Origin of the sequence: Parafrankia sp. EAN1pec (genome assembly GCF_000018005.1) — a bacterium.
In the GTDB taxonomy this organism is placed as follows: Bacteria; Actinomycetota; Actinomycetes; order Frankiales; family Frankiaceae; genus Parafrankia; species Parafrankia soli.
The window spans coordinates 1341979-1362451 of the sequence record NC_009921.1; the positions used below are offsets into that span (position 1 = coordinate 1341979).

Annotated in this window: 21 protein-coding genes; 16 read left to right on the plus strand and 5 right to left on the minus strand. The window is 74.0% G+C overall.

The window, feature by feature from the left end:
* Positions 1–56 precede the first annotated feature (56 nt).
* The 4 genes from FRANEAN1_RS05515 (at position 57) to FRANEAN1_RS05530 (ending at position 5355) form a co-directional block, all read left to right on the plus strand.
* Positions 57–884, plus strand: coding sequence for a lysophospholipid acyltransferase family protein (locus FRANEAN1_RS05515; RefSeq protein ID WP_020458756.1), 828 nt, complete (start codon positions 57–59; stop codon positions 882–884).
* Positions 881–1885 carry an NAD(P)H-dependent glycerol-3-phosphate dehydrogenase gene (locus FRANEAN1_RS05520; RefSeq protein ID WP_020458757.1) on the plus strand — a complete coding sequence of 335 codons (1005 nt, stop codon included), beginning with the start codon at positions 881–883 and terminating at the stop codon, positions 1883–1885. The genes FRANEAN1_RS05515 and FRANEAN1_RS05520 overlap by 4 nt, the downstream gene beginning before the upstream one ends.
* Positions 1886–1961: 76 nt before the next feature.
* Positions 1962–3098 carry a hypothetical protein gene (locus FRANEAN1_RS05525; RefSeq protein ID WP_157472362.1) on the plus strand — a complete coding sequence of 379 codons (1137 nt, stop codon included), beginning with the start codon at positions 1962–1964 and terminating at the stop codon, positions 3096–3098.
* Positions 3099–3306: 208 nt separating this feature from the next.
* Positions 3307–5355, plus strand: a complete 2049-nt coding sequence (locus FRANEAN1_RS05530; RefSeq protein WP_020458759.1) for a serine/threonine-protein kinase — start codon at positions 3307–3309, stop codon at positions 5353–5355.
* Positions 5356–5368: 13 nt separating this feature from the next.
* On the opposite strand, the gene murA is transcribed toward FRANEAN1_RS05530, so the two are convergent.
* On the minus strand, positions 5369–6775 hold the full coding sequence (murA, locus tag FRANEAN1_RS05535) for a UDP-N-acetylglucosamine 1-carboxyvinyltransferase (RefSeq protein ID WP_020458760.1): 1407 nt from the start codon (positions 6773–6775) through the stop codon (positions 5369–5371).
* 238 nt (positions 6776–7013) lie between these two features.
* Positions 7014–7835: a bifunctional hydroxymethylpyrimidine kinase/phosphomethylpyrimidine kinase gene (gene thiD, locus FRANEAN1_RS05540; RefSeq protein WP_020458761.1), complete on the minus strand. Its 822-nt coding sequence runs from the start codon at positions 7833–7835 to the stop codon at positions 7014–7016.
* Between the two features lie 211 nt (positions 7836–8046).
* Here thiD and FRANEAN1_RS05545 point away from each other — a divergent pair, with 211 nt between their 5' ends.
* On the plus strand, positions 8047–8280 hold the full coding sequence (locus FRANEAN1_RS05545; RefSeq protein WP_018504536.1) for an Lrp/AsnC ligand binding domain-containing protein: 234 nt from the start codon (positions 8047–8049) through the stop codon (positions 8278–8280).
* A gap of 23 nt (positions 8281–8303) precedes the next feature.
* Positions 8304–8801, plus strand: a complete 498-nt coding sequence (locus tag FRANEAN1_RS05550; protein ID WP_347176993.1) for a DUF3515 family protein — start codon at positions 8304–8306, stop codon at positions 8799–8801.
* A gap of 102 nt (positions 8802–8903) precedes the next feature.
* Here the strand turns inward: FRANEAN1_RS05550 and FRANEAN1_RS05555 are convergent, their stop codons facing one another.
* Positions 8904–10007 (minus strand): D-alanine--D-alanine ligase family protein, encoded by a 1104-nt coding sequence (locus FRANEAN1_RS05555; RefSeq protein WP_020458763.1) that lies wholly within the window; start codon positions 10005–10007, stop codon positions 8904–8906.
* Between the two features lie 129 nt (positions 10008–10136).
* The gene (gene rpmB, locus FRANEAN1_RS05560; RefSeq protein ID WP_020458764.1) at positions 10137–10325 is read right to left on the minus strand and encodes a 50S ribosomal protein L28; all 189 of its coding nucleotides are present in this window, start codon (positions 10323–10325) and stop codon (positions 10137–10139) included.
* A gap of 270 nt (positions 10326–10595) precedes the next feature.
* Here rpmB and FRANEAN1_RS05565 point away from each other — a divergent pair, with 270 nt between their 5' ends.
* From FRANEAN1_RS05565 to FRANEAN1_RS05610, 10 genes are all read left to right on the plus strand, one after another.
* Positions 10596–12926: an ATP-dependent DNA helicase RecG gene (locus FRANEAN1_RS05565; RefSeq protein WP_041253723.1), complete on the plus strand. Its 2331-nt coding sequence runs from the start codon at positions 10596–10598 to the stop codon at positions 12924–12926.
* A gap of 7 nt (positions 12927–12933) precedes the next feature.
* On the plus strand, positions 12934–13491 hold the full coding sequence (gene rsmD / locus FRANEAN1_RS05570) for a 16S rRNA (guanine(966)-N(2))-methyltransferase RsmD (RefSeq protein ID WP_020458766.1): 558 nt from the start codon (positions 12934–12936) through the stop codon (positions 13489–13491).
* On the plus strand, positions 13488–13976 hold the full coding sequence (coaD, locus tag FRANEAN1_RS05575) for a pantetheine-phosphate adenylyltransferase (protein WP_020458767.1): 489 nt from the start codon (positions 13488–13490) through the stop codon (positions 13974–13976). Before rsmD ends, coaD begins: the two co-directional genes overlap by 4 nt.
* 223 nt (positions 13977–14199) lie before the next feature.
* Positions 14200–15114 (plus strand): hypothetical protein, encoded by a 915-nt coding sequence (locus FRANEAN1_RS05580; protein WP_020458768.1) that lies wholly within the window; start codon positions 14200–14202, stop codon positions 15112–15114.
* Between the two features lie 237 nt (positions 15115–15351).
* Positions 15352–15936 (plus strand): YceD family protein, encoded by a 585-nt coding sequence (locus FRANEAN1_RS05585; RefSeq protein WP_020458769.1) that lies wholly within the window; start codon positions 15352–15354, stop codon positions 15934–15936.
* Positions 15936–16106 carry a 50S ribosomal protein L32 gene (gene rpmF, locus FRANEAN1_RS05590; RefSeq protein ID WP_020458770.1) on the plus strand — a complete coding sequence of 57 codons (171 nt, stop codon included), beginning with the start codon at positions 15936–15938 and terminating at the stop codon, positions 16104–16106. The genes FRANEAN1_RS05585 and rpmF overlap by 1 nt, the downstream gene beginning before the upstream one ends.
* 7 nt (positions 16107–16113) lie before the next feature.
* Positions 16114–17100: a phosphate starvation protein PhoH gene (locus FRANEAN1_RS05595; RefSeq protein WP_020458771.1), complete on the plus strand. Its 987-nt coding sequence runs from the start codon at positions 16114–16116 to the stop codon at positions 17098–17100.
* Positions 17097–18017: a ribonuclease III gene (gene rnc / locus FRANEAN1_RS05600; protein ID WP_020458772.1), complete on the plus strand. Its 921-nt coding sequence runs from the start codon at positions 17097–17099 to the stop codon at positions 18015–18017. Before FRANEAN1_RS05595 ends, rnc begins: the two co-directional genes overlap by 4 nt.
* A 15-nt stretch (positions 18018–18032) precedes the next feature.
* A complete protein-coding gene (mutM, locus tag FRANEAN1_RS05605; RefSeq protein ID WP_020458773.1) occupies positions 18033–18908 on the plus strand; it encodes a bifunctional DNA-formamidopyrimidine glycosylase/DNA-(apurinic or apyrimidinic site) lyase in 876 nt (291 codons plus the stop codon).
* Positions 18909–19180: 272 nt separating this feature from the next.
* On the plus strand, positions 19181–19957 hold the full coding sequence (locus FRANEAN1_RS05610) for a DUF2786 domain-containing protein (protein ID WP_020458774.1): 777 nt from the start codon (positions 19181–19183) through the stop codon (positions 19955–19957).
* 106 nt (positions 19958–20063) lie between these two features.
* On the opposite strand, the gene FRANEAN1_RS05615 is transcribed toward FRANEAN1_RS05610, so the two are convergent.
* A complete protein-coding gene (locus FRANEAN1_RS05615; RefSeq protein ID WP_041253724.1) occupies positions 20064–20441 on the minus strand; it encodes a hypothetical protein in 378 nt (125 codons plus the stop codon).
* Positions 20442–20473 lie beyond the last annotated feature (32 nt).

Below are 20473 nucleotides of genomic sequence, written 5' to 3' on the forward strand. Positions count from 1 at the left end.
TCCTGCCATGGCACGAACTCGACAGTCTTCCCGGCGCTGAGCAAGACTGCCCACTCATGGGACGACCATGGCGGGGCGGGTTCTGGATCGCGCTCGCCGCGGCCGTCATCCGTCCGCTGTCCTGCCTGCTGACCCGCCGGCGCTGGTCGGGGCAGGGGAACATCCCCGCGTCGGGGGGCGTCATCCTGGTCGCCAACCATCTCTCGACGGTGGACCCGCCCCTGCTCGCGCACTATGTGTACGCCGCCGGGCGCAGTCCCCGGTTCATGGCGAAGAGCGACCTGTGGGAGGTTCCGATCCTGCGGCGTGTGCTGGCGGGCGCCGGGCAGATCCCGGTCTACCGCTGGGATCCCAGCGCGGGCGGCGCGCTGCGTGACGCGGTCGCGGCGCTGCGCGCGGGGCGCGCGCTGGTCATCTACCCGGAGGGCGGCATCACCACCGATCCCGACTACTGGCCGATGCGCGCCCGCACGGGCGTGGCCCGGCTCGCTCTCGCGACGGGCGCGCCGGTGATCCCGGTGGCCCAGTGGGGCGCGCAGCGCATCTGGGGGCGCGACCGGCGGCCGCACCTGTTCGCCCGCCCGGAGATCCGCGTCCACGCGGGCCGTCCCGTCGACCTGAGCCGTTTCGCCGCCCGGTCCGGTGCGCCGACCGACCCGTCCGGTGTGGCTGACCCGTCCGGTGCGTGGTTGCTGCGTGAGGTGACCGACGTGGTGATGGCCGATCTCACCGCGGTGGTGGAGCTGGTCCGGGGCGAGCCGGCGCCGCCGCCGGCCGGTTCCGCGGTGCCGGGTCTGGAGATTCCCGGTCAGCCGAAGGCGGCGTCGTCGCCCGGGGCGCGCCCGCCCGACCCGGACGCGCCGCGGGCCGGGAGCGCGCGGTGAGGCGCGCGGCGGTCCTCACCGCCGGCTCCTGGGGGACGGTCTTCGCCAAGGTGCTGGCCGACGCGGGCGCGCGCGTCACGCTGTTCGCCCGAGACCGGGCGATCGCGGACGCGATCAACGGCCGGCACGTCAATCCTCGCTACCTGGCGGACGTCCGCCTGCCGGACCTGGTCCGCGCCACCTCGAGCCCGGAGCGGGCACTGCGCGATGCCGACCTGGTGGTGCTCGCCGTCCCGTCGCAGGCGCTGCGCTCCTGCCTCGTCGAGTGGGCGCCACTGGTGGGGCCCGGTGCCGTCTACGTGAGCCTGATGAAGGGCATGGAGGCCGGGAGCAGCCGGCGGATGAGCGAGGTGATCGCGCAGGCCGCCGGGGTCGGCCCGGAGCGCATCGCGGTGGTGAGTGGCCCGAACCTGGCCCGCGAGATCGCCGTCGAGCACCCCGCGGCCACTGTGGTGGCCAGTGCGTCCGCGGCCACGGCGCACGCCGTCCAGGCCGCCTGCTGGACGCCGTACCTACGGCCCTACACGAACGCGGACGTCCTGGGCTGCGAGCTCGGCGGGGCGGTGAAGAACGTGATCGCTCTCGCCGCCGGGATGCTGGAGGGCATGGGCTTCGGCACCAACAGCCTGGCCTCGCTGATCACCCGCGGGCTCGCCGAGACCGCGCGGCTCGGCACGGCGCTCGGCGCGGACCCGATGACGTTCGCCGGGCTGGCCGGTCTCGGGGATCTGGTGGCCACCTGCGGATCACCGCTGTCGAGGAACCGGACCTTCGGCGAGAAGCTCGGCCGCGGCATGACCCTCGACCAGGTGCTCGCCGAACAGCGCCAGGTGGCCGAGGGGGTGCGCTCCTGTCGGCCGCTGCTGGCGCTGGCCGACGGGCTCGGGGTCTCCATGCCGATCACCCGCCAGGTCGAGCGGGTGCTGTACGAGGGGCTGCCGCCGCTGGAAGCGGTCAAGGACCTGATGAGCCGCGAACCCGGCCCCGAGTACCGCCTTTGACGCGGCGCGGAGCGCGGCGGCGGTGCCGGGAATCCGATGGACGGCAAGTCACGGGTCTGTCACGATGCGGCGCATTATGGGATTCTTCGAGGATGTCCCGCAGCCCGTGCCGGCGGCGCCCCTGCCGGCCTCACTGCCGGCCTCACTGACGGGGCCCGTGCGCGCTCCCTGGCTGGCGCCGCCGGACCACCAGCTCGGCGGGGTCGTCGCGGCGCCACCCTCGCTCGGGGGCACCGGGGACACCGCCGTCTCGATCGGTGGTGTCGTCGCCTACCCGAGCGGGGTGGAGATCACTCTGGAGGTCCGCCTGCGGCCGGGGACGGCGGCCGGCACCGATCCGCGGCTGTCCGTGGCCTGGGCACGGGAGGCGCAGCGGATGGTCCGGTTCGGCGTCGTGCTCCCCGGCGGGGCCCGGGTGATCGCGGCCGATCCCGGCATGCCCCTCGCCGCCCGGCTCGACGCCACCGCGGACACCTCGGACACCTCGGACACCTCGGGCGCTCAGGACGACCCGCTGCTGACCGTCGTGGACTCCTGGGGCCCGGTGGAGGACTGGGCTGGCCCCGGCTTCGTCCAGCCGCCGCAGCCGGCCTACGGGTACGGGCCCGGCCTCGCGTACCGCACGTTCACGGCCGGGTTCGCTGGTGGGCGGGCGCCGGACGTCCACCGGCTGCGGTACTGGCTGTGGCCGCTGCCGCCGGCCGGGCCGCTCACGCTGGTCGTCGACTTCCCCGCCCGCGGGCTGGCCGAGTCGCGCGTCACCGTGGACGGCTCCGCGTTGCGCGCGGCTGCCGAGCGGGCCGTGACGCTGTGGCCCGCGGGGGACGGGCTCGACGAGCCCGGCACGCCGCCGGCGGACGTCCCGACCGAGGCCGCGCGGGTCCGGGTGGCCTTCCGGCGCGCCTTCACCGGCGGGCAGGGTGAGGACCACGCCCTGAGCGCCGTCGAGGGCGGGCCGGGGCTGCGGGACGTCCTGGAACGGGTGCGGGAGCGGTTCCCGAGGCAGACCACGGGCGCGCGGGTGCTGGTCGGCGAGCCTGTCTTCGTCGATCCCGGGCACGCGCGGGTCCCGTTCGAGGTCGTGGTGCCGGGAGCCTCACTGGGCGGGGTCTCCGTCGGCGCCGCGGTGCTCGTCGCCGGTGACTGGAAGGTGACGACGCAGACCTACACCGGGGTGCTCGCCCGGTCCGGGATCGGGGTGCTCGCCGGCTGACTCGACCAGGCCGGCCGGCCTGGTCGAGTCAGCCGGCCTGTCGGGTTGTCCTCCGCTCCGGTGATCAGGTGTCTACCGTGCGGATGCGGCTCCCGCCAGTCGGGGCGGTGTGGCCCGCCCGTATGATCACGGCTCGTGGTTGGGCTGCTGGGGCTTACGTCCCTGGTTCGAGGCTTGTCCTGTTCGCCCCTGACCCGGCGGTGCGTCGATGAACGAGGTTGACCTGGCGCGGCTTGCCGCCGTCCTGCCGGACTACACGCTCGGCGACCCGTTGGGGAAGGGCGCGTCCGGCCTGGTGCTGGCCGGGTGGCACCGCGGCATGCATCGTGACGTCGCGGTCAAGGTGATGGCGCGCGGCTACGGCCGGGCGGACGACGGGTTCGCCGCCGAGGCGCGCATCGCCGCCCGCTTCGACCATCCGCACGTCATCCGCGTCTACGACTACGTCGAGCGGGACGGGCTGCGCGTGCTCGTCATGGAGATGCTCGCCGGTGGCACGCTGACCCTGCGCCGCGCCAGGATGAGCCCGCAGGCGGCCTGCGCGGTCGGCCTCGCGGCGGCGTCGGCGCTGACCTACGTCCACGGCCGCGGCGTGCTGCACCGCGACATCAAGCCCGACAACATCCTGTTCGACGCCGCCGGGCAGCTCAAGGTGGCCGACTTCGGGATCGCGAAGATCGTCAACGGGGCGAGCCCGGGCGCGAGCACGGTGATCGGGACGCCCCGCTACATGGCGCCCGAGCAGCTCGCGGGCGGTCGGCTGTTGCCCGCCAGCGACCTCTACTCGTTGGGCGTCGTGCTCTACGAGCTGCTGGCCGGCACGGAGGCGTTCGATCCGCCGACGCTCGGCCGGCCGGCGGGCGGGTTCGGCCCGCACCATGTCGCGACGCCGGTGTCGGACATCGCCGGCCCGGTCGCGGCGGTGGTCGCGAGCACGCTGGCCCGGGACCCGCAGGCGCGGCCGGAGTCGGCGAAGGCGTTCGCGCTCTCCCTGGCCCGGGCCGCCGCCGCGGCGTACGGGCCGGACTGGCTGGACCGCTGCGGCCTGCCGTTGCACCTCGACGCGGACGTCCGCACGGAGGCCACCCGCCGCCTGCCGGCGGGGGCCGGGCCGCGGGCGTGGCGCCAGCGGCCGGCGCCGGCCCCAGCCATCGCCGCGGCTCCGGCCCTGACCCCACCCCCGGCCGTGGGGTCCGCACCCGCCGAGGCGGGGTCCGGGGGGCGCGGCCGGACTCCCACGGTGGCCGGGAACCCGACCGTCCGGGGCACGGGGAGCCGCTTCGGCATCGGGCGGCGGGCGGCGGCGCGCCCGGCCGGCCCGCCGCTGGCGGGCCACGGCGGCTGGGTCCTGTCCGCGGACTTCTCCCCGGACGGGATGATCATGGCCACCAGCGCCAAGGATGGCGAGGTGCTGCTGTGGGACGTCGCCGAACCGGCCGCGCCCCGGCTGGTCGGGCGCACGCCGGACGGCCCGGATGACGGGGTCACGTCGGTCGTGTTCTCGCCCGACGGGCACACCCTCGCCGGCACCAGCTGGGACGGCTCGCTGCGGCTGTGGGACGTCACCCGGCCCGGCGCTCCCCATCTGCTGGGCAGGCCGCTGAGGGCCCACGCGGGGCCCGTGCGCTCGGCGGCGTTCGCCACCGACGGTCGCATGCTCGCCACCGGAAGCGACGACCGGTCGGTCCAGCTGTGGGACATGGCCGACCGTGGCGCGCCCCGTCCGCTAGGCGGGCCGGTGACCGGCGCGACCTCGTTCGTGACCTCGGTGGCGTTCGCCCCGGACGACCACCTGCTCGTCGCCGCCGGCTACGACCGGGACGTGCTGTTCTGGGACATCACGAACCGGCGCGCGCCGCGCCGGCTGGCACGCATCGTCGCCGGGCCCACGTCCGCGCTCGTGGCCGCGTTCGCGCCGGACGGACGGACCCTCGCGACCGGCGGCGTCGACGGTGTGATCCGGCTGTGGGACGTCACTGTTCCGGACCGCCCGACCGCGCTGGGCCGTCCGCTGGCAGGGCACGACAACCGTGTCTGGGCGCTCGCCTTCGCCCCGGACGGCCGCACCCTGGCCAGCGGCGGCTTCGACAATGTGGTCCGGCTGTGGGATACCTCCGACCGGACCCGCGCGCGGCCGCGTGGCCGGCCACTGGCGGGCCACGCGGACTGGGTGATGTCGGTCCGGTTCGCCCCGCACGGCCGGATCCTGGCCAGCACCGGCAAGGACCAGACCATCCGGTTGTGGTCCCTGCCGTGAGCCGTTCGCCGGCTCAGCCGGTGGCGCGGCTCCCCGCGGCGCCGGTGCTGTCGGTGCTGTCGGGCGGAACGTCCGCGGGCACGGTCTCGATCAGCGCGCCGATCGAGCGGAGCTTGCCCACCGGGTCCTCGTATCCGCGCTCGAGGAACCGGGTGCCGCTGATCAGGCTGGACCCCTCGGCGACCAGGGCTGCCATCACATAGGCGAACCCGGCACGTAGATCGGGGATCTCCAGGTCGGTGCCGCGCAGCCGGGTGGGACCGCTGACGACCGCCGAGTGCTCGAAGTCCCGGGACGCGAACCGGCACGCCTTGCCGCCCAGGCAGAACGTCGACAGGGCGATGTCCGCGCCCATCTCGTTGAGCTGGCGGGTGTAGCCGAAGCGGTCCTCGTAGATCGTCTCGTGGATCACCGAGGCGCCCTTGGCCTGGGTCAGCAGCACGGCCAGCGGCTGCTGCCAGTCGGTCATGTACCCGGGGTGGACGTCGGTCTGCACGTGCGTCGCGGTGAGCTCGCGCGCCCGGTGGAAGGTCAGCCCGTGCGGGCTCACCTGGAACTCCCCGCCGAGGCGGCGCAGGTGGTTCAGGAAGGTCGCCACGTGCTCCTGGCGGGCCCCGACGACGTCCACCCAGCCGTTGGTCGCGACGGCCGCCGCGGCGAACGAGGCGACCTCGATACGGTCGGGGATGGCCTCGTGCGTCGCCCCGCGCAGCGCCTCGACGCCCTGCACGACGATCGTGCGGTCGACCTCGACGTCGACCAGCGCGCCCATCTGCTGCAGGAAGAGGATGAGGTCGATGATCTCAGGCTCCACCGCGGCGTTCGAGATCACCGTGGTGCCCTTGGCCCGCACGGCGGCCAGCAGCAGGTTCTCGGTGGCCCCGACGCTCGGGAACGGCAGCGTCACGTGCGCCCCGTGCAGGCCCAGGGTCTTGACCTCGACCGAGCGGAGCTGCTCGATGATCTCCGCGCCCATGGCGCGCAGCCCGCGCAGGTGGAAGTCGACCGGCCGCTTGCCGATCCGGCAGCCGCCGGGCAGCGGGACGACGGCCTCGCCGACCCGGTGCAGCAGCGGGCCCATCATCAGGATGGGGATGCGGTTGACCCCGGAGTAGGCCTCGGCGAGCGAGGCGTCCTCGATGCGCGGGGTCGTCACCCGCACCGTGTGCGAGTCGAGCCACTCGACCTGCGTTCCCAGCTCGGCGAGCATGCCGAGGACGACGTCCACCTCGACGATGCGCGGCACCCGGCTCAGCGTGCAGGGCTCGGGGGTCAGCAGGGTGGCGACGAGCAGCTTGGTGACCGAGTTCTTGGCGCCGGAGACCTCGACGGACCCGGTGAGCGGCGCACCGCCGACGATCCTGTACCAGTGGCGGTCCGAACCCGCGGGTGTGGTCGTACCGGAACTGGGTTCCCTCACGGGCTGCCTCCACGGCGATGAGTCGGATGCGCCAGGTTTTCGGTGCGTCAGCTCCTGGCTGAAGCCGGGGAGATTCAATCAGACCGGGTGACCGGCGCCACGGGGCGTCCGGGCACGTGCCACGGTGCGCGATGGGCGAACATGTGTTCGAATATGTTCCGTGCGGATGATCGCGGAGAGCTACCGGCCCGGCCCGCTGCCGCCGGCGGCGCCCCGCCGTGGGCGGCGGAGGTCCGGATCAGACGGTGCCGGCCCGGGTCAGATGGCCGTGGTCGACGGGCCCGATCCCGGCGCCGAGCGGGAAGCCGGCGGCGAGCGCTCCGGTCACATATGTCTTGGCCGCCCGCACCGCGGTCGGGACGTCGTCGCCCCGCGCCAGGCGCGCGGCGATCGCGGAGGCGAGCGTGCAGCCCGTCCCGTGGGTGTGCTCGCGCGGCAGCCGCTCGGCGCGCAGCAGGATGTCGGTCGACCCGTCGGTCAGCAGGTCGACGGCGTCGCCCGGCAGGTGGCCTCCCTTGACCAGCACCCACGCCGGGCCCAGGGCGAGCAGGGCCGCCGCGGCGCGATGCAGGTCGGTCTCGTCGGTGACCTCGATGCCGGTCAGCAGCCGCACCTCGTCCAGGTTCGGGGTGACGACGGTCGCGCGGGGGAGGAGCTCGGTGCGCAGCACGTCCACCGCGTCGGCGGCCAGCAGCGGGTCGCCGTGCTTGGAGACCCCCACCGGGTCGACCACGCACGGTGCCCCCAGCCCGGCGAGCTCCCGCGCCACCACCCCGACGAGGGGCGCGGAGGAGAGCATCCCGGTCTTCACCGCGTCCACGCCGATGTCGTCGGCGACGGCGCGGATCTGTGCGCGCACCGCCTCCGGGGGGAGGTCCCAGACGCCCTGCACGCCGAGGGAGTTCTGCGCCGTCACCGAGGTGATCGCGCTCATCCCGTGCACACCGAGCGCCAGCATCGTTTTGAGATCCGCCTGGATGCCGGCGCCGCCCCCGGAGTCCGATCCGGCGATGGTCAACACCCGGGGCGGGGCCGGGTTCGGTGGTATCGCTGGCGTCATGGCGTGTGGATCCTCACAGTGAGGTCTGGAGCGGGCCTGGCGGGCCTGAAACGGCCGAGTTCACCGGCTGCGGGGCGCGGTTCCTCCGTGCCAGTCGGGCGATCAGAGCAAATTCCTCGCCGCAGACCCTCTCATCCGGCCCGTTTGCCTGTTACCTTCTGTCAGCCCGTGTCTGCTCGACGGGCTGTCGACGTCCGACGAGGGAGCGTCTGTGGTCCACGCGTATATCCTTATCCAGACCGAGGTCGGCAAGTCGGCATCGGTGGCCAAGGAGATCGAGCAGATCCCGGGGGTCACCCAGGCCGAGGATGTGACCGGTCCCTATGACGTCATTGTGCGCGCGCAGGCGGCCAGCGTCGATGACCTGGGAAAACTCGTGATGTCACGAGTCCAGTCGGTTGACGGCATCACTCGTACCCTGACGTGCCCCGTCGTCCATTTCTGACTCGGCACGACCCGTCCGCCGGCTTGTGCCCCAGGGCGCGGGCCGCGCGGCGGGTCCGGCTTCTCCCGCTCTGTATCGCGGGTCTGGCGGGTCTGGCGGGTCCGCTCACCGCGTGTGGTGGGCCTGGGCCTGTGGCGATCACCGGCGCGCCCGTGCCGGCCGGTGCGGACCGGGCGTCCTGCGAGGCGCTGACCGCCGCTCTGCCCGACTCGCTGGGTGACGGTCTCGACCGCCGTGAGGTGGAGCCTTCCGCTCCGACCGCGGCGGCGTTCGGGTCCGACCCGGTCGTTCTCACCTGTGGAGCCTCCGGCGTCGCGGCGACCTACCGGCCTGACTCGACCCTCTCCGAGGTCGATCAGGTCGCCTGGTTCACCGAGGACGTCGGTTCCCAGGTCCGCTACTCCACCCCGACCAGGACTCCCCAGGTGGTGCTGACCCTGCCGGCGGACCGGCAGGCGTTCGAGGTCCTGGTGGCCCTGGCGCCGGCGGTTCGCGCGCACACCAGGTCCACGACCGCCTGACGCCGGGTCAGGGGCGGGCCAGGCTCTGGGCTCAGGCCGCCGGGCCCCGGGTTCGGGTCTGGGCGGCGCCTGGCCTCGCCTCACGGTGGCGTCAGGCCGGCGTCAGCGAAGGCCCGCGCCGTCGCGCAGGGCGAGCTGGACGAGGCGGTCCACCAGGGCCGCGTAGTCGATCCCGGAGGCGGCCCACATCCGTGGGTACATCGACATCGGGGTGAACCCGGGCATCGTGTTGACCTCGTTGAGGACGATCTCGCCCGACGGCGTGACGAACATGTCGACCCGCGCCAGCCCGGCGCAGTCCAACGCCTCGAACGCGGCGACCGCGGCCGCGCGGACCCGCTCGGTCAGCTCACCCGGCAGGCGCGCGGGCACGTCGAAGACGGCTCCGTCCGAGAGGTACTTCGCCTCGAAATCGTAGAAGCCGGCCGACGAGGTGATGGTGACCTCGGCCGGCACGCTCGCCTGTGGGCCGGAGCCGTCGAGGCTGTCGAGGACGCCGCACTCGATCTCGCGGCCGACGACCGCCGCCTCGACGAGTGTCTTCGGGTCGCTGGCCCGGGCTGTCTTCAGCGCCGTGTCGAGGTCGGCCCAGGCGTCCACCCGGCTGATGCCGATGCTGGAGCCGCCGCGCGCGGGCTTGACGAAGACGGGGAGCCCGAGCCGCTCGCGGTCGGGCTCCGACAGCGCCTGGCCGGGCCGCAGGACGGCGTAGGGGCCGACGGGCAGGCCGGCTGCGGCGAGCATGCTCTTCATGTGCTGTTTGTCCATGGCCGCGGCGCTGGCGAACACTCCGGAGCCCACGTAGGGCAGCCCGGCCATCTCGAGCAGGCCCTGGATCGTGCCGTCCTCGCCGAACGGCCCGTGCAGCAACGGGAAGACCACGTCAACGGGGCCCAGGTCGCGCAGCGCCGCGGACGGGTCGTGCACCACCACCGGCGCCGCGGACGGGCTCGGGGGCAGCGTGACGGCCAGGCCGGCCGACGCGTCGACGATGGGGAGATCCGTGCCCACCGGGGCGAGCGCCGGACTGTCGTCGGGCAGCACCGCCCAGCGGCCCTCGGTGTCGATGCCGACCGGGATCACGTCGTAACGGGACCGGTCGAGCGCCCGCAGCACCCCGCCGGCGGACACGCACGAGATCGAATGCTCCGTGCTACGGCCGCCGAACAGAAGGACGAGCCGAACCCTGCGCGTGGAGGCTCCCATGCCGGGACAGTAGCCGATGCCCGTGGAGCCCTGGCCTAAGCCCTCCAGAGGGCCGCCCGGCCTGTCTACAGGCCGCCGCGGTGCCGCCCCCGGTCAGGCCGCTGTGGCGGGATCCGGGCGCCGGCCGGGTCAGCCGCGGGTGACCTTGCCCGCCTTCAGGCACGAGGTGCAGACGTTGAGCCGCCTGGGTGTACGGCCGACCATCGCCCGGACGGTCTGGATGTTGGGGTTCCAACGACGGCGGGTGCGCCGGTGGGAGTGGGAGACCGACATGCCGAAGCCCGGCCCCTTGCCGCAGACGTCACACACCGAAGACACGAGAACACTCCGTCGATCGCGATGGCCGGGAACTGCCGGCCGCTCTAGCCTGTAGTCGACTGCGAGGCTACCCCAGTCGTGGCGATCGAGGTCGCCGCGGCCTGCGCCGGTGGGTGAGAGACCCGCGCCGATGGGCGGAAGAGGCGATCGGCCTGCCCGGGCGTCCGTGGCGGGGACGAGCCAGCTGTCGAGAGTGGCCGGCCCCCCGACGTCCGAGACCGGGACGAGCCGGCCACCGAGAGTGTCGGTGGTGCGGTGCAGTATCGAAGGGTGCTCGACCTTGACACCCCGCTGAAGGGCCCGCTGGGAACGCGCACCGCCGCGCTGCTCGCCGACGGCCTGGAACTCGATACCGTCGGGGATCTCCTCGACCACCTCCCGCGGCGCTACCACGAGCGCGGCGAGCTCACCGATCTCCACGAGCTCGCCGTCGGCGAGATCGCCACCGTGCAGGCCCGGGTGACGAAGGTCGTCCGGCACCAGGGCCGGCCCGGGTCGGGTGGCGGGCCGCGCCGGCGCGGCGGTGGTGGCCGCACGGAGATCACGGTCACCGACGGCCGCGGTGAGCTCTCGCTGGTGTTCTTCAACCAGCAGTGGCGGGCGAAGGAGCTCGTCCCCGGCACGACCGCGCTGTTCGCCGGCAAGGTGGCCGAGTTCCGCGGCCGGCGCCAGCTCATCCATCCCGAGGTCCATCTCCTCGACGCGCCAGACCCCGAAGGCGACGCCGACGGGGCCGACGGAGCCGACGGAGCCAGCGGTGCCGATGGAGTCGGCGTCGTCGAAGGAGCCGGCGGTGCCGGGAGCGGCGCCGCGGCGGCGGGCGAGCCGGCCCCGGTGGCCGCCGGATTCGCCGGTTCCCTCGTCCCGATCTACCCGGCCACGGCGAAGATCACGAGCTGGACGCTGGCGCGCTGCCTGCGGCTGGTGCTCGACTCGCTCGGCGAGCTGGACGATCCACTTCCGGCGGTGCTGCGGTCCCGACATCGCCTCGCCAGCCTGCGCAGAGCCTACGAACTGGCCCACCGCCCGACCTCGCGGGCCGACATCGCCGTCGCCCGCACCCGGCTGAAGTGGGACGAGGCGCTCGTCGTGCAGGTCGCCCTCGCCCAGCGGCGCCGGCGCGCGGAGCTGGCCGCCACGGTGTCCCGGCCGGGGTGCGCCGGCGGCCTGCTCGACGCGTTCGACGCCGCGCTGCCGTTCGCGCTGACCGACGGCCAGCGCGAGGTGGGGGAGACCATCGCGGCCGAGATGGCCAGGGCGTTCCCGATGCACCGGCTGCTGCAGGGCGAGGTCGGCTCGGGCAAGACGGTGGTCGCCGTGCGGGCCATGCTCACCGCCGTCGACTCGGGCGGGCAGGCCGTCATGCTGGCACCCACCGAGACGCTGGCGGCCCAGCATCACCGCAGCCTGCTCAAACTGCTCGGCGACCAGGCCCGGGCCGGCGAGCTCGGGGTGGACGGCCCCGCGACCAGGGTGGCGCTGCTGACCGGCTCGATGCCGGCCCGGGCCCGGCGCGAGGTGCTCGCCGCCGTCGCCGACGGCAGCGTCGGCCTCGTGGTCGGCACCCACGCGCTGCTCGGCGCGGACGTCGCCTTCGCGGACCTGGCCCTGGTCGTCGTCGACGAGCAGCACCGGTTCGGCGTGGAACAGCGCGACGAGCTGCGCTCGCGGGGCCGGCGCCCGCCGCACCTGCTCGTCATGACCGCGACGCCCATCCCGCGCACCGTGGCCATGACGGTGTTCGGTGATCTCGAGGTCTCCACACTGAACCAGCTCCCGGCCGGGCGCTCGCCGATCTCGACCTTCGTCGTCCCCGCGGCGAAGAGTCACTTCATGGACCGGATGTGGGGCCGGGTGCGAGACGAGGTCGCCGCCGGGCACCAGGCGTACGTGGTGTGCCCCCGGGTCGGCGACGGCGAGGGCGGAGACGGCGGCGAGGAGCCGTCCGGGCCGCCCGCGAGCGGGGCCGGCCCGCGGGAAGGGGAGCGCGTCGGCGCGACGGTCACCGAGGTGCTGCCCCGGCTCGCCACGGGCGAGCTCGCCGGCCTGCGCGTCGAGGGCCTGCACGGGCGGCTGCCCTCCCCGGTCCGGGACGAGATCATGACCCGCTTCGCCGCCGGCGAGGTGGACGTCCTGGTGGCCACCACGGTGATCGAGGTCGGCGTGGACGTCCCGAACGCCACCGTCATGATCATCATGGATGCCGACTGGTTCGGGGTGTCCCAGCTGCACCAGCTGCGCGGGCGGGTGGGGCGGGGCAGTGCGCCCGGGGTGTGCCTGCTGCACACCTCCGTCGACGGCGCCGTGCCGGCCGCCGAGCGCCTGCTGGCCGTCGCCGCGACGTCGGACGGCGCCGAGCTGGCCCGGCTCGACCTCGTCCAGCGGCGGGAGGGCGACGTCCTCGGTGCGGCCCAGTCCGGCGGGCGCCGGTCGCTGCGCCTGCTCGAGCTGCTGCGGGACGAGGACCTCATCCGCGCCGCGCGTGAGGAGGCCGGGGCGCTCGTGGCGGCGGACCCCGAGCTCGAGGGCCAGCCGGCCCTGCTGCGCCGGCTCACGGCCGCGTTGGACGAGGCCAGCGCGGCCTTCCTGGAGAAGGGCTGACCTGGCGATGACGCGGATCGTCGGCGGGCACGCCGGGGGGCGGCGGCTGGTGGTGCCGCCGGGCGGCGCGACCAGGCCCACCTCCGAACGGACGAGGGAGGGCTTGTTCAACACACTCGCGACGCTGGTGGATCTCGCTGGAGCAAGGGTCGCGGACCTGTACGCGGGCTCCGGCGCGGTCGGGCTCGAGGCGTTGTCCCGCGGCGCGGCGCACGCCCTGCTCGTCGACCGGGACGCGACGGCGGTGCGCACCCTGCGCCGCAACGCGGAGGCCCTCGGCCTGGCGGGCGCCGAGGTGGTGCGCTCGGCGGTGGAACGGGTCCTGTCCGCCACCCCGGCCGAGGCCTACGACGTGGTCTTCCTCGATCCGCCCTACGCCCTGCCCGGCGCCGAGCTCGACGGCGTGCTCGGGCAGCTGGTCGGCGGCGGCTGGCTGGCCCCGGGCGCGGTCTGTGTGGTCGAGCGCGCGTACCGGAGCGGTCCCGTGACCTGGCCGGACGGCCTCATAGCACTGCGTGAGCGCAGGTACGGAGAGGGGGTCCTCTGGTACGGTAATCGATCATGAGGAGGGCAGTCTGTCCCGGATCGTTCGACCCCATCACCAACGGTCACCTCGACATCATCGTCAGAGCGAGCAAGCTCTTCGACGAGGTCGTCGTCGCCGTTCTGATCAATAAATCGAAGGCCCATCTGTTCACGATCGAAGAACGGATCGACCTCATCCGGGATGCGGTGCGCAGCCATCCCGACGCACCCACCAACGTCGTAGTGGACTCGTCGCACGGCCTGCTGGTCGACTTCTGTCGGGTGCGCGGCATCCAGTCCATTGTCAAGGGCCTGCGGGCCGTCAGTGATTTCGACTACGAGCTGCAGATGGCACAGATGAACCACTCGCTGGCCGGAGTGGAGACCCTGTTCATGAGTACGAACCCGCAGTACGCGTTCCTCTCCTCGAGCCTTGTCAAGGAAGTCGCCCGCTACGGCGGCGACGTCTCCGGGCTGGTGCCGGACGTCGTCCTCAAGGGCCTGCGGGACCGCTCCGCGCCCTAGTCGCCCGAGTGCGGACCGATCGCCGGCGGCACCCCTGTGGGCGCCGCCGGCGGGCGTCTGCCATCAAGTGGTTGTTGTGTTTCTGTTGTGATGGCGTGTGCGCGGCGGGGTCGTATCGTCGCGTCGCGTCGATATCGGGCTTCCGGGTCGTCGTGGCGGGTCCGTGTCGGTTAGCGGAGTGTCGCTGCCGGGTGCTCCGTCGGCCGGTCGTAACCTACCGGTCATGGATGATCTCGCTGAGCGCCTCGACCTGATCATCGCTGTGGTCGAGGGGGCGCGGGCGATGCCGCTGACGACGTCCTGCGTGCTCAACCGCGCCGAGATGCTCGAGGCGCTGGAGGACCTGCGGGCGCGGCTGCCCGAGCGGCTGGCCGACGCCGACCGGGTACTGGCGGACAGCGAGGCGATCATCGACGACGCGCACCGGCGGGCCGCCGCGATCGTGGCCGACGGCCGGCGCGAGGGCGCCCGACTGGCCTCGGGCAGCGCGGTGGTCGCCCAGGCGGAGGCCGACGCCGCGGCGATCATGGCGGCCGCCCGCCAGGCGTCGGACGATATGCGCAGCCAGATCGACTCCTACGTCGACGGCAAGCTGGCCGGGTTCGAGGAGGTCCTCGACCGTACGCTCGCCTCGGTCGCCCGGGGCCGTGAGCGGCTGGCCTCCCGTGGCGCTGTGGCGGGCGCGGCCGGCGCCCACGGCGGGGCCGGCGGTCCGGCCGGCCCGCATCAGTTCGGGGGAGCGGGGCCGGCGGCGGCCGCACCGGTGGGCTCGTGGTCGGCGGCGGTCGGCGCCGGCGGAACGGACCTCCACCCGGCGGTCTCCGGCGGCGGCCAGGCGGGCCCGGAGGCGGCTTTCTCCAGCGCTGGCGGTCCGCACGCTGGCGGTCCGCACACCGACGGAATGCACGGTGGTGGGATGCACGGCGGCGGGATCGATCCGGCTGGCGCCGACGCCGCCGGCGTCGGCGCCAGCCCGGCCGGTCTCGGTGGGCCGCTGAACGCCGCCGCCGCGCCCGGGCAGCGGATGGACCCCGACCGGCCTGAGGACGGCGAGCGGTGGGCCGGTGTGCCCGCCGCTCGCGGTGGCATGACGGGCCATGTCCGGCTGACCTCCGGCGCGGGAGCACCGATCGGATAGTCTGGTGGTCCGTGCCCGGTGACGTGGGCGCGTCCTCCCGACACATCCAGGTCGTCACCCAGGTCGTTCGGCCTCCGGGCCGGGCCGGCCGGCGTCCACGCCGATCGGTTCACGGCCGGCCGGGTGGCGGCGATTCGGGAGGCTCGGGGCGGGTGCATTCCGGGTCCGTACGACCGGTGCCCGTCCCCAGGTCACTCCGACACCGACCGCGACGTGAGAACATCTGCTGTGACAGCCATGACCACACAACGAGCCCGTCGGCGCGCCCCCCGGGGGCCCTACGTCCTCGACACCCGAGAGCTCGGCCGCCGGCCGGGCTCGCTGCGGCGTGTCGAGACGACGATCATCCAGCCTTCGGATTTCGGCACCGAGCTGGTGCGCGTGCCCACCGGTGCCGCCGTCGAGCTCGACCTGCGGCTCGAGTCCGTCATGGAGGGCGTCCTCGTAAGCGGGGTGGTCACCGTCCCCCTCGTCGGCGAGTGCGGCCGCTGCCTCGACGAGGTCTCCGACTCGGCGTCCGTGGAGATCCTCGAGCTGTTCTACTACCCGGAGCGGGCCGTCGAGACCGAGGACGAGGACGACACCAGCGTCCTCGTGGACGATCACGTCGATCTCGAGCCGGTGGTGCGTGACGCCGTCGTGCTCAGCCTCCCGCTGTCGCCGGTCTGCCGTCCCGACTGTGCCGGCCTGTGTGTCGACTGCGGTGGGCGGCTCGACGATCTCGGGCCGGACCATTCCCACACCCAGCAGGACCCGAGGTGGGCGGCTCTGTCCGGCCTTGCCGAGGCCCCTGCCACCACCGATAACAAGGAGAAGGACTAGTGGCAGTCCCGAAGCGGCGCACCTCGCGCAGCAACACCCGGTCCCGTCGGGCGCAGTGGAAGGCCAAGGCGCCGGCGCTGGCCAAGTGCTCGCGCGGGCACACGATCCGGCCGCACACCATGTGCCCGACCTGCGGCCGTTACAACGATCGCCAGGTGCTCGACGTCTGACCACGGTGTGGCACGTGTCGCTGTCGACCTGATCGGAGCGGGCTCCCCGCCGGGCGACCTGCTCGGCGAGATCACCGCCGTCCTCGATGCCGATCCGCGGGTGACCCTGACCGTGGTGGCGCCCACGGACACGGTCGCCCCCGTGCTCGCCGAGCACGGTGTGCTCGAGGGCGGCCGCGTCCGGCTGGTGAACGCGTCGCGTGGCGTGGCGCCGGGCCCCGAGGCGCTGCGTGAGGTACGTGCGCGGCGGGAGGCCGGGGTCCGCGTCGCGGCCCGTCTCGTCCGGGACGGCCACGCCGACGCGATGGTCTCCGTGGCCCCGCTCGAAGCGGTCATCGCGGCGGCCGGGTTCACGTTCGGGCTGGTGCCCGGCGCGACCCGGGCCGCCGCGGCCGCGGTCGTCGGGCCGGCCGAGTCCCCGGTGATCCTCTGTGACGCGGGCGGCTCGGTCGACGTGACCGCCGACGAGCTGGCCCAGTTCGCCCTCGCGGGCGCACGGCTGGCGCACGTCCGGCTCGGTGTCGGCGCTCCGGCGGTCGGGCTGCTGTCGGCGCGGCCAGCCCTCCTGGACCCGTTACGCCGCTCGGCCGGTGACCTGCTCGCGTCGCTGGGCCTCGACTTCGTCGGTCCGGTCACCGCCGACAGGCTCCGGACCGGAACCGGCGTCGACGTCGTCGTCACCGACGGATACACCGGTGACGTGGTGCTCTCCGCGCTGAACCCCAGCGCGCGCCGGGCACGGCACGAGACGGACCCGGCCTGCTGGCAGGCGAACAGTTCGGACCTTCAGGGGGGAATCATCGTGCTGGGAGTGGACGGGACGGCCGTCCGAGCGGGTGGGCCGGCCGCGACGGCCCCGGTGGGGCCGGGAGCGCTGCCGGAGGCTGTCCGCGTCGCCGCGGGCGCCGTGCGCGCCGGGCTCTCCGGGGCGGTGCGGCAGGCCATGGCGACGCTCGTCGACCGCCGCCGGGAACTGGCGGGGCTGTCCCGATGAGCCGGTCACAGTCGGTCCCCCCGCCGCGGGACGGGTTGGTCGAGGCGCTCGACGTCCACATCGACCCCGAGCTGCTCGACCGCGCGCTGACCCACCGTTCGTACGCGTACGAGAACGGCGGGCTGCCCACGAACGAGCGGCTGGAGTTCCTCGGTGACGCGGTGCTCGGCCTGATCGTCACGGCCGCGCTGTTCCGCCGCCATCCCGACCTCCCCGAGGGGCAGCTCGCCAAGCAGCGTGCCTCGGTGGTGAACATGCGGGCACTGGCCGACGTCGCGCGGCGGATCGGTACGGCGGGCATCGGGCCCTACCTGCTCCTCGGCCGCGGCGAGGAGGCGACCGGCGGGCGGGACAAGCCCAGCATCCTGGCCGACACGCTGGAGGCTGTGATCGGGGCCGTCTACCTTTCGAACAGCCTCGACGTGGCCTCCGGGTTCGTCCACCGGCTCTTCGACCCACTCCTCGACGAGGCGGCCGGGCGCGGCGCCGGGTTGGACTGGAAGACCTCGCTGCAGGAGCAGACGGCTCTGCTGGGCCTCGGCCCGCCCGACTATGCCGTCACCGAGGCCGGCCCCGATCACGCGAAGCGGTTCACCGCGTTCGCGCGGGTCGCCGGCGAGGTGCTCGGCGAGGGTGAGGGCGGTAGCAAGAAGGAGGCCGAGCAGCGCGCCGCGGCCGCCGCCTTCGCGGTGCTCGAGAAGCGCTCGGCGGTGAACGCCGAGGACGAGCTGACGGCCGCCGCGTCCGCCGATCCGGGCGATACCGCCGCCGGTTTGGGTAACGGAGCTGCCGCTTCGGCTAACGGCGCCGCGTCGGGCCGGGCGTCCGCGGTGGACGGAACGGGGCCGGCGAGCGATGCGGACGTGGACGTGGCGGTGAGGGGCGACGCGACGCCGGCGGCGCGGGACTCCCGATGACTCTCGCCATTGGTGATGCCTGAGCTGCCCGAGGTCGAGGTCGTCCGCCGGGGCCTCGAGCGCGGGGTGGTCGGCCGCACTGTCGCCGAGGTGGAGGTCCATCACCTGCGGGCGGTCCGCCGCCATCTCGCCGGGGCCGACCACTTCGCCGCCTCGCTTGTCGGGCAGACGGTGGCCACGGCGCGCCGGCGCGGCAAGTACCTGTGGCTCGGGCTCACGCCGTCTGAACCGGGCGGCCCGGCGGTCGGTGACGCGCTGCTCGGTCATCTCGGGATGAGCGGCCAGCTCCTCGTGGTTCCGGCGGACAGCCCGGACCAGGTACACCTGCGGGTCCGTTTCCGGTTCACCGACGAGGGCCGCGAGCTGCGCTTCGTGGACCAGCGGACGTTCGGTGGTCTTGCTGTGGTCTCGGGCGGGGCGGAGCTGCCTGCCCCGATCGCCCACATCGCGCCCGACCCGCTCTCCGTCGACTTCGACCCGGAGCGTTTCGCCGACGCGCTGCGCCGCCGGCGCACCGGCCTCAAGCGCGCCCTGCTCGACCAGACGCTGATCAGCGGCGTGGGCAACATCTACGCGGACGAGGGCTTGTGGGCCGCGCGCCTGCATTACGCCCGCCCGACCGAGACGGTGACCCGCGCCGAGGCGCTGCGGCTGCTTGACGCGGTCCGCACGGTGATGACGGCGGCGCTGGCCGCCGGCGGTACCTCCTTCGACCGGCTCTACGTCTCGACCGAGGGCGTCAGCGGGCTGTTCGAACGCTCGCTGGAGGTCTACGGACGCGGCGGCCAGGCGTGCTCCCGCTGCGCCTCGACCATCCGCCGGGACGCGTTCATGAACCGCTCGAGCTTCAGCTGCCCGGCGTGCCAGCCCCGGCCCCGCCGGGTCCGGTGATACCCTTCGAACGCGCGTTCGAATCGCTTCGCGTCGGATCGGGAGCAAGCCGGTCCAGCACAGGTCGGTCCGGCACGGGTCGGTCCAACACAGGTCGGTCTGGCACGCGGCGGTCGGGCGGGAAGCAGGATCCCGCAGGTATTCGACTCAGCCTCGTCGGTGGCCGTGACCGGGGGCGCTGGCGATGACAGCCGTGCCCGGTCCGGCGGGGCCTCACAGACTGTGTTCTCTTCTGGTATCCACTCCGGAGGAGGATCGTGGACGGAGGCGCCATGAACCCCGACGCTCTGCTCGGCCGCGTGCGCAAGCTGCTGGCGATGGCGGAGGCCGAGGGCCTGCCTGACGCGGCCCGGGAGAGCTACAACGCCAAGGCGGCGGAGCTCATCGCCCAATACGGCATCGACCGGGCACTGATCGAGGACGGTTCTCCCACCGGCCCGGCCGCCGGCGACGTCGTGATGGGCATCGACGCGCCGTACGCGCGGGACAAGATCTCTCTGCTCGCCAGCGTCGCCGACCCCCTGGGCTGCCGGCTCGTGCACCGCACGGCGCCGTCTCCGGCGGGCAGCGGCGGAGCAACCCTGCACTCCGCGCACCTGTTCGGCATGGCGGTCGACATCGAGCGGGTGCAGATGATCTACACCTCGCTGCTCGTCCAGCAGGCGCACGGCCTCGCGGCGGCCCGTCCGCCGGCCTGGGAGGATCCGCGAGCTTTCCGCCGGTCCTGGATGGCGGGCTTCGCCGTCGCCGTCCGGGACAGGCTCGCCCAGGCCGAGGAGGCGGCGCGCCGCAGGGCGGAGGAGAGCCGGGCGGCCGACCCGGCCGCCGCCGGGCCGGCCGCCCGGCGTTCGGTCGCGGTCGTGCTGGCCGGTCGGGAGGGCCTGGTCGAGGCACATCTCGCCCGTGTCTATCCGCGTTTGCGCACGACCCGAACGAGGCAGCTCTCCGGATCCGGCGGTCGGGACGGCTATCAGGCCGGCCAGCGGGCAGACCTCGGGGAGGGCAGGCGGGTGCCGTCGCAGCGGCGGGCGCGGCGGCAGATCAGTTGACCGGATGACGGGGCCGTGCGCAGATCCGCCCGAGGGCTGACCTGGAGTCGGTGTGGCGCCAGGAGTCGGTGCGACCAGGACCCGGCCGCACCGACTCGCCAGATACCTACAGCTTGCCGCCGGGCAGGTTGGGCACCGCGGTCTGAGTCGGCCGCTCGCCGCGCGGCGGCGCGTAGCCCGGCCCGATCACCTCCTCGGAGGGGGCCGGGGCCGGCGTCACGGTGCGGACGCCCTCGGTGCTGGCGTGCGGAACCGGGGTGACCCCACCGTCCTGATGAAAGTCCTGACCACAACCGGAGAGGAGGAGTGCGGCACCTATCGAGCCCGCGGCGGCGGCACACGCGAGAGATCGCCGAATCGCAGATCGCCTCGGCGTGTGCACGCGGTCACCAACGGTGGTCTCGCTCGACGGCGTCCCACGTCGCGGCCCGGCCTGAACGGTGGCCTGGGCGTCCCTGTTGAGCTGCGCGCTCTCGATGCACATGGTGTCCACAATGGCTAGTACCCTACCGCCCC

Excerpts from the sequence above, each read along its gene's own strand:
- FRANEAN1_RS05515 (WP_020458756.1), top strand. The coding sequence starts at position 57 with ATGGGACGACCATGGCGGGGCGGGTTCTGGATCGCGCTCGCCGCGGCC.
- FRANEAN1_RS05525 (WP_157472362.1), top strand. The coding sequence starts at position 1,962 with ATGGGATTCTTCGAGGATGTCCCGCAGCCCGTGCCGGCGGCGCCCCTG.
- FRANEAN1_RS05530 (WP_020458759.1), top strand. The coding sequence starts at position 3,307 with ATGAACGAGGTTGACCTGGCGCGGCTTGCCGCCGTCCTGCCGGACTAC.
- thiD (WP_020458761.1), bottom strand. The coding sequence starts at position 7,835 with ATGACGCCAGCGATACCACCGAACCCGGCCCCGCCCCGGGTGTTGACC.
- FRANEAN1_RS05555 (WP_020458763.1), bottom strand. The coding sequence starts at position 10,007 with ATGGGAGCCTCCACGCGCAGGGTTCGGCTCGTCCTTCTGTTCGGCGGC.
- rsmD (WP_020458766.1), top strand. The coding sequence starts at position 12,934 with ATGACGCGGATCGTCGGCGGGCACGCCGGGGGGCGGCGGCTGGTGGTG.
- coaD (WP_020458767.1), top strand. The coding sequence starts at position 13,488 with ATGAGGAGGGCAGTCTGTCCCGGATCGTTCGACCCCATCACCAACGGT.
- FRANEAN1_RS05580 (WP_020458768.1), top strand. The coding sequence starts at position 14,200 with ATGGATGATCTCGCTGAGCGCCTCGACCTGATCATCGCTGTGGTCGAG.
- FRANEAN1_RS05585 (WP_020458769.1), top strand. The coding sequence starts at position 15,352 with ATGACCACACAACGAGCCCGTCGGCGCGCCCCCCGGGGGCCCTACGTC.
- rnc (WP_020458772.1), top strand. The coding sequence starts at position 17,097 with ATGAGCCGGTCACAGTCGGTCCCCCCGCCGCGGGACGGGTTGGTCGAG.
- mutM (WP_020458773.1), top strand. The coding sequence starts at position 18,033 with ATGCCTGAGCTGCCCGAGGTCGAGGTCGTCCGCCGGGGCCTCGAGCGC.
- FRANEAN1_RS05610 (WP_020458774.1), top strand. The coding sequence starts at position 19,181 with ATGAACCCCGACGCTCTGCTCGGCCGCGTGCGCAAGCTGCTGGCGATG.
- FRANEAN1_RS05615 (WP_041253724.1), bottom strand. The coding sequence starts at position 20,441 with ATGTGCATCGAGAGCGCGCAGCTCAACAGGGACGCCCAGGCCACCGTT.